16 protein-coding genes are annotated in these 17,088 nt (G+C 71.2%); 15 read left to right on the forward strand and 1 reads right to left on the reverse strand.

Annotated elements, in window-relative coordinates; all coding sequences use genetic code 11:
* The first annotated feature begins 43 nt into the window (after positions 1-43).
* The 7 genes from AC3AOF_RS11730 (at position 44) to AC3AOF_RS11760 (ending at position 7,399) form a co-directional block, all read left to right on the forward strand.
* Positions 44-1,180: a PLP-dependent lyase/thiolase gene (locus tag AC3AOF_RS11730; RefSeq protein ID WP_488348614.1), complete on the forward strand. Its 1,137-nt coding sequence runs from the start codon at positions 44-46 to the stop codon at positions 1,178-1,180.
* Positions 1,177-2,016, forward strand: coding sequence for a transporter substrate-binding domain-containing protein (locus AC3AOF_RS11735; RefSeq protein WP_488348615.1), 840 nt, complete (start codon positions 1,177-1,179; stop codon positions 2,014-2,016). Before AC3AOF_RS11730 ends, AC3AOF_RS11735 begins: the two co-directional genes overlap by 4 nt.
* Positions 2,017-2,373: 357 nt before the next feature.
* A complete protein-coding gene (locus AC3AOF_RS11740) occupies positions 2,374-3,036 on the forward strand; it encodes an amino acid ABC transporter permease (RefSeq protein ID WP_488348616.1) in 663 nt (220 codons plus the stop codon).
* A gap of 13 nt (positions 3,037-3,049) precedes the next feature.
* The gene (locus AC3AOF_RS11745) at positions 3,050-3,766 is read left to right on the forward strand and encodes an amino acid ABC transporter permease (RefSeq protein WP_488348617.1); all 717 of its coding nucleotides are present in this window, start codon (positions 3,050-3,052) and stop codon (positions 3,764-3,766) included.
* 60 nt (positions 3,767-3,826) lie between these two features.
* Positions 3,827-5,326, forward strand: a complete 1,500-nt coding sequence (gene argH / locus AC3AOF_RS11750; protein WP_488348618.1) for an argininosuccinate lyase — start codon at positions 3,827-3,829, stop codon at positions 5,324-5,326.
* Positions 5,323-6,081, forward strand: a complete 759-nt coding sequence (locus tag AC3AOF_RS11755) for an amino acid ABC transporter ATP-binding protein (RefSeq protein WP_488348619.1) — start codon at positions 5,323-5,325, stop codon at positions 6,079-6,081. Before argH ends, AC3AOF_RS11755 begins: the two co-directional genes overlap by 4 nt.
* Entirely contained in the window at positions 6,074-7,399 is a 1,326-nt protein-coding gene (locus tag AC3AOF_RS11760; protein ID WP_488348620.1) for an NAD(P)/FAD-dependent oxidoreductase, read from the forward strand. Before AC3AOF_RS11755 ends, AC3AOF_RS11760 begins: the two co-directional genes overlap by 8 nt.
* A 284-nt stretch (positions 7,400-7,683) precedes the next feature.
* On the opposite strand, the gene AC3AOF_RS11765 is transcribed toward AC3AOF_RS11760, so the two are convergent.
* Positions 7,684-8,589 carry a LysR substrate-binding domain-containing protein gene (locus AC3AOF_RS11765; RefSeq protein ID WP_488348621.1) on the reverse strand — a complete coding sequence of 302 codons (906 nt, stop codon included), beginning with the start codon at positions 8,587-8,589 and terminating at the stop codon, positions 7,684-7,686.
* 167 nt (positions 8,590-8,756) lie between these two features.
* Between AC3AOF_RS11765 and AC3AOF_RS11770 the strand changes: the two genes are divergently transcribed.
* The 8 genes from AC3AOF_RS11770 (at position 8,757) to AC3AOF_RS11805 (ending at position 17,079) form a co-directional block, all read left to right on the forward strand.
* The gene (locus tag AC3AOF_RS11770) at positions 8,757-9,791 is read left to right on the forward strand and encodes an ABC transporter substrate-binding protein (protein ID WP_488348622.1); all 1,035 of its coding nucleotides are present in this window, start codon (positions 8,757-8,759) and stop codon (positions 9,789-9,791) included.
* Between the two features lie 304 nt (positions 9,792-10,095).
* Positions 10,096-11,169 carry an ABC transporter ATP-binding protein gene (locus AC3AOF_RS11775; protein ID WP_488348623.1) on the forward strand — a complete coding sequence of 358 codons (1,074 nt, stop codon included), beginning with the start codon at positions 10,096-10,098 and terminating at the stop codon, positions 11,167-11,169.
* Positions 11,170-11,189: 20 nt separating this feature from the next.
* On the forward strand, positions 11,190-12,080 hold the full coding sequence (locus AC3AOF_RS11780; protein WP_488348981.1) for an ABC transporter permease: 891 nt from the start codon (positions 11,190-11,192) through the stop codon (positions 12,078-12,080).
* On the forward strand, positions 12,077-12,877 hold the full coding sequence (locus AC3AOF_RS11785) for an ABC transporter permease (protein ID WP_488348624.1): 801 nt from the start codon (positions 12,077-12,079) through the stop codon (positions 12,875-12,877). Before AC3AOF_RS11780 ends, AC3AOF_RS11785 begins: the two co-directional genes overlap by 4 nt.
* Positions 12,878-12,901: 24 nt before the next feature.
* Positions 12,902-14,041 (forward strand): NAD(P)/FAD-dependent oxidoreductase, encoded by a 1,140-nt coding sequence (locus AC3AOF_RS11790; RefSeq protein WP_488348625.1) that lies wholly within the window; start codon positions 12,902-12,904, stop codon positions 14,039-14,041.
* 217 nt (positions 14,042-14,258) lie between these two features.
* Positions 14,259-14,555, forward strand: a complete 297-nt coding sequence (locus AC3AOF_RS11795; RefSeq protein WP_236990575.1) for a (2Fe-2S)-binding protein — start codon at positions 14,259-14,261, stop codon at positions 14,553-14,555.
* Entirely contained in the window at positions 14,552-15,970 is a 1,419-nt protein-coding gene (locus AC3AOF_RS11800) for an FAD/NAD(P)-dependent oxidoreductase (protein WP_488348626.1), read from the forward strand. Before AC3AOF_RS11795 ends, AC3AOF_RS11800 begins: the two co-directional genes overlap by 4 nt.
* Complete coding sequence (locus AC3AOF_RS11805) at positions 15,967-17,079, forward strand: NAD(P)/FAD-dependent oxidoreductase (RefSeq protein WP_488348627.1); 1,113 nt, start codon at positions 15,967-15,969, stop codon at positions 17,077-17,079. Before AC3AOF_RS11800 ends, AC3AOF_RS11805 begins: the two co-directional genes overlap by 4 nt.
* Positions 17,080-17,088 lie beyond the last annotated feature (9 nt).

Genomic DNA, 17,088 nt, shown 5'->3' on the forward strand with positions numbered 1-17,088 from the left:
CCAGCATTTGACCAGATAGGGGAAGCCCCACACACTGCTCGCCATGTCCGAGCAGATCGCCGTACAGATCCAGTCCCCGAGCGGGCTCTCCTGCCTGCGCTGCGACTTCGCGCTCCCCCTCGGAGACCACGACGCGGGGTGCCCGCGTTGCGCGGCCGAGGAGCACGCGTCGAACCTGCGCCTCGTCTTTCGCGGTGCAGCACAGGGCCGGATCGTGTTGCCCCCGACCGGCGGCATCTCGCTCGGCGAGGGTGGAACACCGCAGGTCGAGGCGCCGGACCTTGCCGCCGAGGCGGGGCTAGGCCGGCTGTCCCTGAAGCTCGAATGGTGCAACCCGACCGGCTCGCACAAGGACCGGATGAGCGCCCCGCTGCTCGCCCGGGCGCGCGAGCGCGGCGCCACGCTGGTGGCGGCGGCCTCGAGCGGCAATGCCGGCGTGTCGCTGGCGGCCTATGCGGCGCGGGCGGGACTGGCGGCCGAGATCGCCACGACCCCCTCCATGCCCGACGGCGCCCGCCGGGCGATCCGTGCCACCGGCGCCCGGCTGGTCGAGGTCGCCGACACTGCGGCGCGCTGGGAGCATGTCGGGCGGCTCGCCGCCGAGGGGGCCTTCGCCGCCACCAACTACCGGCGGCCGGCTTTGGGCACCAACCCGTTCGGGATCGCCGGCTACAAGGCGCTCGCGGCCGAGATCGCCGCCGACGGTTTGCCCGACCTCGTCGTGGTGCCGTGCGCCCGGGGCGACCTCTTGTCGGGGCTGCTGCTCGGATTCCAGGAACTCGGGCGCGGGATGCCGCGGCTCGTCGCCGTCGAGCCGTTCCCGCGCCTCGCCCGCGTCCTCGCCGGGGCCGATTATCGCGAGTCGTTTCCGGGCCGGACGGCGCAGCTGTCGATCGGCGGCGACACCGTGACCTTCCAGGCGCTCCACGCCCTGCGGGAGAGCCGCGGCACGGCGGTCGTCGTCGACGACGCGGCCGCGCGGGCCGCGCAAATGCGCCTTGGCCGGGCCGGTCTCCACGCCGAGCTCTCCGCCGCCGCCGGCGTCGCGGCCCTGTCCGTGCTTGGCGCCGAGGGCGCGCTCGCCGGCCGTCACGCCGTCGCGGTCCTGACCGGCTCCGGCGCGGGCGCCATGGACGCACCGACCGACACGAATCCATTCGACCAGAGAGGACCCCGATGACCCTGCTCCGGCACCTCGCCCGCACCGCCCTTGCGGCCGTCACTCTCGCCGCCGGCCTGTCCGCGGCGGCCGCCCAGGCGCTGCCGCCGCTGCCGAAGGCGATCCAGGCCGCGGGCGTGCTGCGGGCCGGGGTGCGCTGCGATCAGCCGCCCTACGGCTACAAGGACGAATCGGGCAACTTCGCCGGCATCGAGACCGACATGGCGATCCAGATCGCCGCCTGGGCCTTCGGCTCCCCGGACAAGATCGAGCTGACCTGCGTCACCGCCGAGAACCGCATCCCGCAGCTGATGGGCAAGAAGGTCGACATCCTCATCGCCACCCTCGGGGTCACGGCGGAGCGGGCCCGGGTGATCGAGTTCTCGAAGCCCTACCGCTGGGGCGGCTCGGACATGCTGGTCGCGAAGGACAGCCCGATCAGGAAGCTCGACGACGTCGCCGGCAAGACCGTGATCATGCTCAAGGGCTCGACCCAGGCGAAGTGGTTCGAGGACAACATGCCCAAGGTCGAGACCTTGAGGCTCAACACCGCCTCGGACGCCCTCCAGTCACTCAAGCAGGGCCGCGGCGACGCCTATACGCACGATGCCGCGACCCTGGTGGTTGTCGCCGCCAAGGACCCGTCCTTGCGCCTCGTCGGAGAATCCTTCGCGGTGACGGATGCCGCCGCGGGCCTGCGCAAGAACGATCCCGAATGGCTCGCCTATGTCGATGCGGCGCTCGCCCGGATGAAGGCGGACGGTCTCTACGCGAAGTGGGTCGACAAATGGGTGCCGGCCGACCTGCGCCCGTTCTACGCCGAGGCCTTCACGAAGCCGAAGCCGACGGCGCGCTGAGGGCCTGAGCCTCCTCTGCGCAGAGGCTGTCCGGGGATAGGCAAAGGCGCAGGTTTTCCCCTCCCCCCTCTGCGGGGGAGGGTGCCCGGCGGAGCCGGGTGGGAGAGGGGCAGCGCGACGATGCTCCAGGTGGCGTCCGTCATCACGGTCGCGACCTCTCCGGAACCGGCGTCCCCTCTCCCGCCCCACTCCGTGGGGCACCCTCCCCCGCAGAGGGGGGAGGGGGAAACCCGCGCCACACCCTTCCCGGGCTGCCCTGGCACGAGGGAAGAAGAGAAAGCTACAGCGTCTACAGCGGGTTGGCTCTCGTAGACGACCGACCGATCCGCCACCCCCCGACCACGAAGAGAGGCCGGCATGGAGTTCGATCTCGCCTACCTGATGGCGCAGGGGCCGGCGCTCATGCGCGGCCTGTGGCTCACGGTGCAGGTCAGCCTGATCGCGATCGTGCTCTCCGTCATCGTCGGCCTCCTCGGCGCGGCGGTGCGGGTGCTCGAGGTGCCGGTCCTCGGCCGGGTCGTGGCGGGCTATGTCGAGTTCATCCGCAACACGCCGATGCTGGCGCAGCTGTTCTTCATCTTCTACGGCCTGCCCGGCATCGGCGTGAAGCTGTCGCTGTTCTGGTCGGGCGTGCTGTGCCTGACGCTCTGGGCGGGCGCCTACCAGATCGAGAACCTGCGCGGCGGGCTTGCCACCGTGGGCAAGGGCCTGCGCGAGGCGTCGTACGCGCTCGGGCTCACGCCCTGGCGCTTCTTCCACCTCGTCGCCGCGCCACTGGCGATCCGGGTGGCGCTGCCGGCGATGCTCAACACCGCGATCTCGCTCCTGAAGAACTCGTCCTACCTCCAGGCGATCGGGCTCGCCGAACTCACTTTTGTCGCGATCGACCGGATCTCGATGGATTTCCGCACCCTCGAGATGTTCGCGGCGATCTGCGTGATCTACCTCGCGCTGGTCCTCGCCCTGTCGTTCCTCGCGAGCCGGCTCGAATGGCGGCTCAACGCGCCGTTCCGGCACTGAAGGGGCGCAATCGATGGATCTCCTCGTCCGGAACCTGCCCTTCATCCTCCAGGGCCTCGGGCTGACCCTGGCGCTCTCGCTCACTACGCTCCTCTTCGTGACGCTCCTGTCCGGGCTCCTCGGCATCCTGGCGACTTTGCGGTTCCGGGCCTTGCGCATCCTGGTGCGGATCTGGGTCGAGCTGTTTCGCGACATCCCGCTGATCGTGAACATCTTCCTGGTGTTCTTCGTCGCGCCCCTCGCCGGCCTCGACCTGACGCCGTTCTGGGCGGTGACGGTCGGCCTGTCGCTCTGGGGCAGCGCCAACGGCGCCGAGATCGTGCGCGGCGGCCTCAACGCCGTGCCGCGCCACCAATGGCAGAGCGCGGCGGCGCTCGGGCTCAAGACCTGGGAGGTCTACGGCTTCATCACCGGCCCGCAGGCGTTGCGGGCCATCCTGCCGCCCTTCGTCGGGCTGCTCACGCTCCTGATCCAGGCGACCTCGCTCGGCGCCCTCGTCGGCGTCGGCGAGTTCTTCAAGGTCGGCCAGATCATCGTCGAGCGCACCACGATGATGGAGGGCTGGAACCCGGCCTTCCTCGTCTACGGCGCCGTGCTCGTCACCTATTTCGTGATCTGCTCCGGGCTGTCCTGGTTCGGCCGCTGGCTCGAACGGCGCCTCGGCCGGATGCAAGCCCGTCCCGTCCCCGCAGCCTCCGCCGCGACGGCACCCGCCCCGCAGCTTCCCTGAACCCCGGCGCGACCGGCCGCGGCCGGCCCGGCCCTAAGATCTAACAAAAAGGTCTCAGCCATGGAATCGAAGGTCAGCCGCCGGCTCACCGAGCCGGTCGCCAAGGAAGTGTGCGAGCACATCTACGCGCCGCGCCTGGCACGCGACTTCCACGCCGTGTTCGCGGCGATGACCGACCTCAACCAGGCCCACGTGCTGATGCTGGCGGGGTGCGGGTTGATCGCCCCGGCCTCGGCCCGGGCGCTGGCGGCGGGCCTGCTGCGGATGGAGGAGGAGGGCCCCGGCGCCGTGCCCCTCGATCCCGAGCGCGAGGATTCGTACTTCAACTACGAGGCGCAGCTGATCCGGCTGATCGGCCAGGATGCCGGCGGGCGGATGCACATCGCCCGCAGCCGCAACGACCTGACCTCCGCCCTCGACCGGATGCGGGCCCGCGACCTCCTGCTCGATGCCGGCCAGGCGCTGCTCTCGGTCGAGGAACATGCCCTCGACGGCGCCTACCGGTTCCGCGACGTGGTGATGCCCGGCTACACCCATCTCCAGCCGGCCCAGCCCGTCACCTACGGCTTCTACCTCGCGGGAATCGCCCAGGCGCTGGCGCGGGATTTCGGCCGCCTGTCGGATGCCTGGGCCCGCACCAATCTCAGCCCGCTCGGGGCGGGCGCGCTCGCCGGCACCGCCTTCGCGATCGACCGGGATCGCCTTGCCGCGAGCCTCGGCTTCGACGGGCTCGTCGAGAACACCCTCGATGCCGTCGCGACCCGCGATTTCGGCCTCGAGATCCTGGCCGGCCTGTCGCAGGTCGCGATCGGCTGGAGCCGGGTGGCGCAGGATTACCACGTGCTGGTCTCGCACGAGTTCCAGACCATCGAGTTTCCCGACCGGGTCACCGGCACCTCCAGCATCATGCCGCAGAAGAAGAACCCGGTGGTGCTGGAGCACCTGAAGGGCAAGGCCGGCCAGATGCTCGGCCTCTACGTGGCGGCGGCGAGCGCCGTGAAGGGCACGCACTTCACCAACACCATCGACGGCAACCGCGAGACGATGCGCGGGGTGTGGGAGGCCGGCGAGGAAACCCTGCGCTGCCTGTCCCTGTTCGACCTCGTCATCGCCACCGCCCGGCCCAACGCCGCCCTGATGCGCCGGCGCGTCACCGAGGATTTCGCCTCCGCCACCGACCTCGCCGATCTGATGGTGCGCGAGGCCGGCCTGTCCTTCCGCGAGGCGCACCACGTCGTCGGCGCGGTGGTGCGGGCGGCGATGGATGCGGGCCTCTCCGCCGACGGCATCACGCCCGCCATGGTCGACGAGGCGGCCCAGGCCCAGATCGGCCGGCCCCTCGGGCTCTCCGGCGAGGCGGTGCGGGGGAGCCTCGATCCGGCGGCGAGCGTCGCCGCCCGCACCCTCCCGGGCGGTCCGGCACCGGAGGCGGTCGCCCGCGCGGTCGAGGCGGCGCAACGACGGCTGGAGACGCGCCGCGCCGCCCTCGTCGCCCGGCGCACGCAGCTCCAGGCGGCGCGCGACGCGCTCAAGCGGGCGGTGCGGGAGCTGGCCGCATGACCCCCGAACCGCTGATCTCCCTGCATGGGCTGACGAAGCAGTTCGGGGCGTTCCGGGCCCTGCGCGGCATCGACCTCGACGTCGAGGCGGGCAGCGTCGTGGTGCTGATCGGCCCGAGCGGATCGGGCAAGAGCACGCTCATCCGCTGCATCAACGGGCTGGTGCGGCCCGATGGCGGCAGCCTCCGCGTCGCCGGCCGGCCGGTCGCTCTCGGCGACGAGGGCGCCTGGCAGCGCCTGCGCACCGAGATCGGCATGGTCTTCCAGGACTACGCCCTGTTCCCGCACCTCACGGTGCTCCGCAACATGACGCTCGCGCCGATGCGCCGGCTCAAGCTGTCGCGGGCGGAGGCCGAGGCGCAGGCGCGGGCCCTGCTCGCCCGGGTCGGCCTCGCCCACAAGGCGGAGGATTATCCGGGCGCGCTCTCGGGCGGCCAGCAGCAGCGGGTCGCGATCGTGCGGGCGCTCGCCATGCGGCCGAAGGCGATCCTGTTCGACGAGCCGACCTCCGCCCTCGACCCCGAGACGATCGTCGACGTGCTCGACGTGATGCGCGGGCTCGCCCGCGACGGCACCACCATGGTGGTGGTGACCCACGAGATGGGATTCGCCCGCGAGGTCGCCGACCGCGTCGTCTTCATGGCCGAGGGCGCCATCGTCGAGGAGGGCTCCCCGGATGCCCTCTTCGGCGCGCCCCGTCACGCCCGCACGCAAAGTTTCCTCTCCTCCCTCCGCTCCGAGGCCCTCCATGCCTGATCCGGCCGCCCTCCTCGCCGAGGGCTTCACCACCGATCCGTACTGGTGGGACGCCGCTCCGCCTGAGACCGTCCGCGACCCGCTGCCGGAGGAGACCGACGTGCTGGTCGTCGGTTCGGGCTATTGCGGCCTCTCGGCGGCGGCGGAACTCGCCCGCAGCGGCGTCGCCGTCACGGTGGTCGATGCGGAGGAGCTGGGGGCCGGGGCCTCGACCCGCTCCGGCGGCATGGTGTCGAGCGGGCAGAAGCTGGTGATCGGCGGCGCGATCAAGGGCGTCGATGCCGCCCGCATGGCGCGGCTCCTGGAAGACTCTCTCTCCTCCTACGAGCACCTGAAGACGCTGATCCGCGAGGAGGCGCTCGACGCCGATCTCGGCGTCGTCGGCCGCTACTTCGCCGCCTACGTGCCGCGCCACTACGACCGGCTCCGCCGCAACGGCGAGTTGCTGGCGCGCCATACCGGCGTCACCGTCCACGAGATTCCGCGGAGCCGCCAGCACGAGGTGACCCGGACCGATTTCTACCACGGCGGCATCGTCATCGACGATTACGGCGGCCTGCATCCGGGCAAGTATCACCGGGCCCTGCGCGCCCTCGCCCGGCGCCACGGCGCCACCTTGCGCTCGCACGCCCCCGTGCTGGCGGTCGAGCCTCTCGAGGGCGGGCGTTTCGCCGTCGAGACCGGGCGCGGCCGGATCCGGGCCCGGCACGTCCTCTACGGCACCAACGGCTACAGCGACCGGGCGAGCCCGTACCTGCGCAAGCGCGTGGTGCCGGTGCGCAGCTACCAGATCGCCACCGAGCCGCTGCCGCGGGCGCTGATGGACGCGATCAACCCGGGCCGGCGGATGATCACCGATTCGCGCCGCGAGCTGATCTATGCCCGGCCCTCGCCGGACGGCACCCGCCTCTTGTTCGGCAGCCGGCCGGGGATGTTCACGGTCCCGGAACGCGAGGCGGCGCCGAAGCTCCACGCCCTGATGCGGGCGGTGTGGCCGCAACTCGCCGAGACCCGGGTGACGCATTGCTGGAGCGGCAAGGTCGGCATGACCGCCGACAAGCTCGCCCATCTCGGCCGCCAGGACGGCATCGACTTCGCGGTCGGCTGCAACGGCAACGGCGTGGCGCTGATGACCTATCTCGGCCATCAGGCGGCGCTGAAGCTCTTGGGCCGCCAGAACCGCCCGAGCGCCTTCGATTCCCCGAGCTTCGCCCCCGTGCCGGTGCCGTTCTACGACGGCCGGCCGTGGTTCCTGCCGGTGGTGAGCGGGTGGTACCATCTTCGGGATGCGGTGGAGCATCGGCTGGCGCGGTCGTGACGGCGGGCCGCACATCTGGAGGTCTGTCCGAGGAAAGGATGGCGCGGGTTTCCCCCTCTCCCCGCGGGCGGGGAGAGGGCCGCTGACCCCTCGTCGGGTCAGCGGCAAGCCCGAAGGGCGAGGGTGAGGGGGTGTCTCCGGAGGAGTCTCACGCGTCGAGACCCCCTCACCCTCGCTCCGGCTACGCCTGCGCTTGCTGCGTCCCCTGGACGGTGACGCAGCCCTCTCCCCGCCCGCGGGGAGAGGAGATGTCCCGCGCCTTCCTGTGCGCCGGACAGCCCCCCTCACCCCGCATACGGCGGCGCCGTCATCGACTGCCGCACCGCCTCGACGAGGTCGAGGGCGACCGGGGACGGGCTGCGCTGGGGCGGAAACACCGCCGCGAACTCGAACTCGATGCGCGGCACGAAGGGCCGCACCACCACCCCGCGGCCCTCGAATTCCCGGGCGGTGAACGGATCGGAGATCGACACCCCGATCCCCGACGAGACCAGCCCGCACAGGATCTCCGACAGGGCGGTCTCGATGCGTAAGCTTCGACGCACGCCGTCGCGGTGGAAGGCCTGGTCGACGAGGTGGCGCCCGGTCGAGCCGGCGGTGAGCGACACGAAGGTCTCGCCCTCGAAGTCCCGCGGCCCGAGCTCGGCCTTCTCCGCCAGCCGATGGCCCTCCGGCAGCACCGCGACCCGGGCCACCGCCGGCAGGCGCCGGCTCGGCACGCCGTCATGGGCGATCGGCACCTCGGCAAAGCCGACATCGCACTGGTTGTTGGTCACCCAGTCGACTACGATCGGAGAGATCACCCCGAACAGCGACAGGTTCAGGTTCGGCCGGTCCTTGAGGAAGTGCCCGGCGAGCCGCGGCAGGTAGCCGTTGGCGAGCGCCGGCAGGGCCGCGACCCGCAGGAACCCGGTGCGCCGGGAGCGGATTTCTTCCGCCGCCGCGCCGATCCGCTCCAGCCCGACGAAGGAGCGCTCGACCTCCGTATAGAGCGCGGTCGCGGCTGCCGTCGGGACCAGGCCGGTGCCGCGCTTCTCGAACAGGGGCATGTTGAGCAGCGCCTGGAGGTCGCGCAGCAGCCGGCTCACCGCCGGCTGCGTCACCCCCATCAGGGCGGCGGCCTCGGTGACGCTGCCGGTCAGCATCGTGGCGCGGAAGGCCTCGACCTGCCGCAGGTTGATCCGTGCCAAACGCGCCCTCCCCCGTCCCGATGCGAACCATAACATTTCGACATGAAGAGGGCGCCATTTCGCATTGGACGATTCCCGACGGGCCCGGCACCTTTTTGCCCATCGGCGCGCCATGGCACATTCTTGTGCAGCGCCGTATCGCGACCGCGAGAGGAGACAGGTCCTTGGTGAAGCAGCTCGGCCTCCTGACCGCCCTCGGCCTCACGGCCCTGGCCACCTCCCTCGCGCCCGCCCTGGCGCAGCAGCCGACGCTCTACGTCGCCGGCTATGGCGGCTCGTTCGAGAAGACGATCCGCACCGAGGTGATCCCGGCCTTCGAGAAGGCCAACAACGTCAAGGTCGAGTACGTCGCCGGCAATTCCACCGACACGCTCGCCAAGCTCCAGGCGCAGAAGGGCAACCAGCAGATCGATGTCGCCATCGTCGATGACGGCCCGATGTACCAGGCGATCCAGCTCGGATTCTGCGATAAGGTCGGCGACCTGCCGGCCGACCTCTACGACCTCGCCCGCTTCAAGGACGACCGGGCGGTGGCGACCGGCCTCGTCGCCACGGGCCTGATGTACAACACCAAGGTCTTTTCGGAGCGGGGCTGGGCGCCGCCGACCTCCTGGAACGACCTCAAGGACCCCAAGTACCGCCAGACCCTCGTCATCCCGCCGATCAACAACACCTACGGGCTCAACGTCCTGGTGATGCTGGCGAAGATGAACGGCGGCAGCGAGAAGAACGTCGATTCTGCGTTCAAGATCTTCAAGTCCGAGATCAACCCGAACGTGCTCGCCTACGAGCCGTCGCCCGGCAAGATGACCGAGCTGTTCCAGTCCGGCCAGGCGGTGATCGCGGTCTGGGGCACCGGCCGGGTGCAGGGGCTCGCCAATACCGGCTTCCCGGTCGATTTCGTCTACCCGAAGGAGGGCGCGGTCGCGCTCCTCACCGCCGCCTGCCCGGTGGCGAAGCCGAAGGTGTCGCCGCTGGCCAACGCCTTCATCAAGGCGCTGCTCGATCCCAAGGTGCAGCTGACGATGCTGAAGGAATACGGCTACGGCCCGGTCCTGAAATCGGTCGAGGTGCCGCCGGAGATGATCAAGATGGCCCCCGTCGGCGCGCGGGCCGCCGCTCTCTACACCCCGGACTGGAGCGTGGTGAACGAGAAGCGCGAGGAGTGGACCAAGCGGTGGAACCGGGAGGTGGAGCGGTGAGAAAACCGCGTCCTTCGGCAGTTTTCAGAGACTCGCGCATGTCCGCATAGGACGCGGGTTTCCCCCTCTCCCCGCGGGCGGGGAGAGGCTTGAGCACCCCTTGTCGGGTGCTCAAGGAGCCCGCAGGGCGAGGGTGAGGGGGTGTTTCCGGTAAGAGCCTCACTCGTCGAGACCCCCTCACCCTCGCTCCGGCTTCGCCTCCGCTAGCCGCGTTCCCTGAACGGGAACACGGCCCTCTCCCCGCCCGCGGGGAGAGGAGTAGGCCCGCGCCATTCCTTCTCCCGGACAGCCCCGGATCCTCCCCATGACCCCCCTCCCCCGCTCCGCCCCGCTGCTCGAACTCGAGCACGTCGCCAAGGCCTTCGGCCCCCATGTCGCGGTCGAGGATTTTTCCCTCGCGGTCGCGCCCGGCGAGTTCGTGTCGTTCCTGGGCCCCTCGGGCTGCGGCAAGACCACGACGCTCCAGATGATCGCCGGCTTCCTCCAGCCCTCCCGCGGCACGATCCGGCTCGAGGGCCGCGACCTGACGAGCGTCCACCCGTCGAAGCGCGGCCTCGGCATAGTCTTCCAGAGCTACGCGCTCTTCCCGCACATGAACGCCGCCGAGAACGTCGCCTTCGGCCTCGAGATGCAGCGGGTCTCGAAGGCCGAGCGCACCGAGCGGGTCCGCGCCGCCCTCGCGATGGTGGGGCTCGCCGGCTACGAGGACCGCCATCCGCGCCGGATGTCCGGCGGCCAGCAGCAGCGGGTGGCGCTCGCCCGCGCCCTGGTCATCCGCCCGAGCGTTCTGCTCCTCGACGAGCCGCTGTCGAATCTCGATGCCAAGCTGCGCGAGGAGATGCAGATCGAGCTGCGCCAGATCCAGCGCAACCTCGGCACCACCACCATCCTCGTCACCCACGACCAGGGCGAGGCCCTGTCGCTCTCCGACCGGATCGTGGTGATGAGCAAGGGCCGCATCGAGCAGATCGGCACGCCGCAGGACACCTACGAGCGCCCGGCCTCCGCCTTCGTCGCGCAGTTCCTCGGCAAGACCAACGACTTTGCCGCCCGCGTCGAGGGCGCAGCCCCCGCCCGGATCGTCGCCGGCGGCTGGAGCGCCCAGGCCCCCGCGGGTCTGCGCGGCCCGGTGACGGTCAGCGTCCGCCCCGAGCGGATCGGATTTGCGGAGCAAGGCCTGCCGGCCCGGATCGCCGCCCGCATCTTCCAGGGCAATCACTGGCTGTTCCAGTGCGAGACCGAATGCGGCCCGGCGATCGTGGTGCGCCCCAACGATGGTCTCCCCCAGCCCGGCGAGGGCGAGGCGGTGCGCCTCGCCTGGCGTCCGGAAGACATGAGCATCCGGGACATGAGCCTCGGCGCCGGAGCCGCCGCGTGAGCGCCGCCGCGACCACCTCGCTGCCGGCCGCCGCCCCGGCGACGGCGCCTGAGCCCCGGGCCAGCCGCGCGCCGTTCTGGCTGATCCTGCCGGCCCTGATGCTGTTTACCGGCGTCGTCCTGGTGCCGCTGGCGATGACGGTGCTGCTCTCGTTCCATGATTGGGGCCAGTACAAGGGCATCGAGCCGGTTCTGGTGCTGAAGAACTGGCAGGAGATCGCGACCGATCCGTACTATGCCGAGATGTTCGGGCGCACGCTCCGCATCGCGCTCGTCACCACATGCGTCACCGCGCTCTTGGGCGCGCCGGAGGCCTACATCCTCAACCGGATGAGCGGGCGCTGGCGCGGGATCTTTCTGCTCCTGATCCTCGGGCCGCTCCTCATCTCGGTGGTGGCGCGCACGCTCGGCTGGGCGCTCCTGTTCGGCGGCTCCAACGGGCTCGCCAACAAGCTCCTGATGTCGCTCGGCGTGATCCGCTCTCCCCTCCCCTTCCTGTTCACCGAGACCGGGGTGGTGATCGCCCTCGTCCACGTGATGATGCCGTTCATGGTGCTGTCGGTCTGGGCGGCGCTCCAGCGCCTCGATCCTCAGGTCGAGCACGCGGCGATGTCGCTCGGCGCGGGCCCCGTCACGATCCTGCGCCGCATCGTCCTGCCGCAGGTCATGCCGGGCGTGCTGTCGGGCGCCATCATCGTGTTCTCGCTCTCGGCCAGCGCCTTCGCCACGCCGGCGATCATCGGCGGGCGCCGGCTCAAGGTCGCGGCGACGCTGGCCTATGACGAGTTCCTCAACACGCTGAACTGGCCGCTCGGCGCCGCGGTGGCGGTGCTGCTGCTGCTCGGCCTCGTCCTGATCGTCGTCGGCGCCAATGCGCTGGTCGAGCGGCGCTATGCGGAGGTGTTTCGATGAGCCGCAACGGCCCCCTGGCGCTCGCCTTCCACGGCCTGTTCGTCACCTTCATGCTGGCGCCGATCGTCGTCGTCTGCCTCGTCGCCTTCACGCCGGAGGGCTTCCTCTCGCTGCCGACGAACGGCTTTTCCTTGCGCTGGTTCAGGGCGATCGCCGATTACCCCGAATTCGTCCACGCCTTCTGGGTCAGCCTCGGGCTCGGCGCGCTGTCGTCGCTCGTGGCCGTCCTCGTCGCGGTGCCGGCGGCGCTCGCACTCACCCGCTACCCGGTGCCGGGACGGGGCGCGCTCCAGGCCCTGTTCCTGTCGCCCCTGATGATCCCGCACGTGGTGCTCGGCGTCGCCTTCCTGCGCTTCTTCACGGCGCTCGGTCTCGGCGGCACCTTCCTGGCGCTGCTCGCCGCCCACATCGTCGTGGTGTTTCCCTTCGCCTTCCGGCTGACCTTGGCGGCGGCGGCCGGGCTCGATCCGGCGCTGGAGCGGGCGGCGGTCTCGCTCGGGGCCGGTGGATTCACGCTGTTTCGCCGGGTCACCCTGCCGCTGATCCTGCCGGGCGTCGTGAGCGGCTGGGCGCTCGCCTTCATCCAGTCCTTCGACGACCTGACCATGACGGTCTTTCTCGCCGCGCCCGGCACCGAGACGCTGCCGGTGCGCATGTTCCTCTACATCCAGGACAACATCGACCCGCTGGTCACCTCGGTCTCGGCTTGCGTCATCGCCGTGACCATGGCGTTCCTCGTCGTCCTCGATCGCCTCTACGGCCTCGACCGCGTGCTCGCGGGCAAGGGAAGCCACTGAGCCAGCCGCGTACAGGAGTTCACCATGTCCAGGGATTACGACGTCGCCGTGATCGGCGGCGGCCTGCTCGGCTCGGCCATCGCCTGGGGCCTCGGCCGGCTCGGGCAGAGGGTGGCCGTCCTCGACGAGGGCGACGTCGCCAAGCGCGCCTCGCGGGCGAACTTCGCCCTCGTCTGGGTTCAGAGCAAGGGGCTCGGCATGCCGGCCTATACCGACTGGACCGTGCGCGGGGCCCAGAGCTGGGCCAACCTCGCCGCGGCGCTCCGCGAGCAGACCGGGCTCGACGTGTGCCTGCAGCAGAATGGCGGCTTCCACCTGACCCTCGGCGAGGCCGAGTATGGCCGCCGCTCCGACCTCGTCGCCCGGATGCACAACCAGCTCGGCGCCGACGGCTACCGGATGGAGATGGTCTCGGCGGTGGAAGCCGGGCGGGCCCTGCCGGGCCTCGGGCCGGAGGTGTCCGGCGGCAGCTTCTGCCCCCTCGACGGCCACGTGAATTCGCTGCGCACCTACCGGGCGCTGCATGCCGGCATGAAGGCCTTCGGCGTCGATTACCTGCCCGAGCGGCCGGTCTCACGCATCGACCGCGAGGGCGGGGAGTTCCGGCTGACGACGCCGGCCGGCGAGGTGCGCGCCGCCAAGGTCGTGCTCGCCGCCGGCAACGCCAACCAGGACCTCGCCCCGATGGTCGGCCTCTCGGCGCCGATGGGCCCGACCCGGGGCCAGATCCTCGTCACCGAGCGCACCGCGCCGTTCCTGCCCCACACCCTGGCGACCCTGCGCCAGACCGACGAGGGCACGGTGATGATCGGCGACAGCAAGGAGGACATCCTCGACGACCGCTCGATGCGCCAGGGCATCAATGCGGTGATGGCCGACCGGGCGCAGCGCACCTTCCCGCATCTCGCCCGGCTCAACGTGGTGCGGACCTGGTCCGGCATCCGGGTGATGCCGCGGGACGGCTTTCCGATCTACGACCAGTCCGAGACCCATCCGGGCGCCTTCGTGACCTGCTGCCATTCCGGCGTGACGCTGGCTGCCAACCACGCCTTCGAGATCGCCCGCATGGTGGCGGAGGGGGGCCTGGAGCCGGACCTGGTCGGCGCCTTCACGGCGAAGCGCTTCGCGGCGCAGGAGAGCCGGACGGGGAGCGGGTATTATTGAGGACCCCGCCTTCGACGATCCCTCCCACCCTAAACCTCATCCTGAGGTGCTGCGTAGCAGCCTCGAAGGAGGGCTCCAGGGAGCGCGAGACAGCTGGAGCCCTCCTTCGAGGCTCCCTCCGGTCGCACCTCAGGATGAGGTCGCTGGTGGGACGGGCTGAAGCCTCCTCGAACAGGATCTAACACTGAAACAAGGGCCCCCAGGCCCGGAGACGCCCATGTTCAAGCGATCCGACCACGACACCAGACCCATCGTCCGCATCCTCGTCGAGGGCACCCCCGTCGAGGCGCGGGCGGGCGACACCGTCTCGGCGGCGCTCCTCGCCTCCGGCCGCGACGTGCGCCGGCTCACCGCGGTCAGCGGGGCGCCGCGGCTGCCCTACTGCATGATGGGCGTGTGCTTCGATTGCCTCGTCACCATCGACGGTGTCGGCAACCGCCAGGGCTGTCTCGTGCCGGTGGCGGACGGGATGGAAATCGAGATCCAGAAGGGCAAGCGGGAGATCGGCCGGTGAGCAACGCACCCCTGAAGGACGCCTACGACGTCGTGGTGATCGGCGCCGGCCCGGCGGGCCTCGCCGCGGCCGCCACCGCCGCCGGGGCCGGCCTGTCGGTCCTGCTCCTCGACGAGAATGCCGGGCCCGGCGGCCAGGTCTGGCGCGCCATCACCTCGACCCCGCTCGCCGACCGCGGCCAGCTCGGACCCGATTTCTGGAGCGGCGAGGCGCTGGTCCGGTCCTTGCGCGAGAGCCAGGCCGAGGTGATCCACCGCGCCACGGTGTGGAGCCTCGACACGGCGCTGGAGATCGGCGTCTCGGTCGGCGGCGGCTCGGCCTTCGTGACGGCGCGCCGCGTAATCCTGGCGACCGGGGCGTTGGAGCGCCCGTTCCCGATTCCCGGCTGGACCCTGCCGGGCGTGATGACCGCCGGCGCCGCCCAGACGCTGCTCAAATCCTCCGGCCTGGTGCCGGACGAGCCGACGGTGATCGCCGGCCAGGGCCCGCTGCTCTGGCTGCTCTCGGCGCAGATCCTGCGCCTCGGCGGCCGGATCGACCGCATCCTCGACACCACCGACCGGAAGAACATCGTCGGCGCCCTGCCCCACGCGCTCGCCTTCGCGACCTCGCCGTATTTCCGCAAGGGCCTGGCGCTGATGCGCCAGGTGCGGGCGAAGGTGGGTGTCGTCTCCGGCGTCACCGATCTCGCGGCCCACGGCGAGGGAAAGCTGTCGCGCGTCACCTATAGGGTGGGCGCGCGGGAGGAGACCCTGCCGGCCTCGCTGCTGCTGCTGCACCAGGGCGTGGTGCCGAACGTCAACCTGGCGATGGCGGCAGGCGTCGAGCATGCCTGGGACGACGTCCAGCTCGCCTGGCTGCCGGTGCTGGGGCGCGACGGCGCGACCTCGGTCGCGGGCATCGCGGTGGCGGGCGACGGGGCCGGGATCGGCGGGGCCGAGGCCGCGGCCCTGCGCGGCCGCCTCGCCGCGCTCGCGGCCGTCGAGGCCCTGGCGCCCGCATCCCGGGCCAAGCTCGCCTCGCGGGAGAGCGTGCTGGCCGACCTGGCGCGGGCCGAGCGCGGCCGGCCGTTCCTCGACCTGCTGTTCCGGCCCGGGAAGCAGTTCCGCATCCCGACGGACGACACGGTCGTCTGCCGCTGCGAGGAGATAACCGCCCGCGACATCCGCGAGGCGGTCGCCATCGGGGCGACGGGGCCGAACCAGCTCAAGGCCTATCGCCGCACCGGCATGGGCCCGTGCCAGGGCCGGCTCTGCGGCCTCACCGTCACCGAGCTGATGGCCGAGGCGCGGGGGAAGACGCCGCAGGAGATCGGCTATTACCGCCTGCGCGCTCCCGTGAAGCCGATCGCGCTGTCCGAGCTCGCCGCACTGCCGAAATCGAAGGCCGAGACCGAGGCGGTGGTGCGCGGATGACGGTGCTCACGGATGCCATCGTGGTCGGGGGCGGGATCCACGGCTGCTCGACCGCCTTGCATCTCTGCCGGGCCGGGCTGAAGCCCGTGCTGATCGAGAAGGATTATGCCGGCCGCCACGCCTCGGGCGTCAATGCCGGCGGGGTGCGCCAGCTCGCCCGCCACGTCGCCGAGATTCCGCTCTCGATCCGCGCGATGGACCTGTGGGAGCGGATCGGCGACCTCGTCGACGACGATTGCGGCTTCGAGAGCCACGGCCAGGTGCTGGTCGCCGAGGACGATGCGGAACTCGCGGCCTGTACCGAGCGGGTCGCGGAGCTGCACGGGCACGGCTTCACCCACGAGGAATTGATCGACGGGGCGGAACTGCGCCGCCTCGTGCCGGCGGTGGCCGAGACCTGCCCGGGCGGAATCGTCTCGCGCCGCGACGGCGCGGCGCAACCCGCCCGCACGGTGGCGGCGTTCCGGCGCAAGGCGGAACGGCTCGGCGCCATCGTGCGCGAGGGCGAGCCGGCGAAAAACGTGCGCCGTGAGGACGGGCTGTGGCGGGTCGATGTCGGGGCCGACACCTACGCGGCGCCTGTCCTCGTCAACGCCGCCGGGGCCTGGGCCGGGCGCATCGCGGAATCCTTGGGCGAGCCGGTCCCGGTCGAGACCGTGGCGCCGATGCTGATGATCACCTCGCGCGTGCCGCACTTCATCGATCCGGTGGTGATCCTGCGCGGCCGCAAGCTGTCGTTCAAGCAATTTGCCAACGGCACGGTGCTGATCGGCGGCGGCCACCTCGCGGTGCCGGACCAGGACAGGGGTACGACGGTGCTGAACTGGCGCCGCCTCGCCGAGAGCGCCCGCACGGTGTTCGAGCTGTTTCCGGTGATGCGCGAGGCCCAGATCCTGCGCGCCTGGGCGGGCATCGAGGCCAAGACCAAGGACGACCTGCCGGTCCTCGGGCCGAGCGCCCGGCATCCAGGCCTGTTTCACCAGTTCGGCTTCTCGCTGCACGGCTTCCAGCTCGGGCCGGGCGCGGGCGCCGTCATGGCCGAGCTCATCGTCGAGGGCGGCACCCAGACCCGGATCGGCGCGCTCGGCATCGAGCGTTTCCGGTCCTGACCTTCCAGG

Source organism: Methylobacterium sp. 142-1Y (assembly GCF_057747795.1).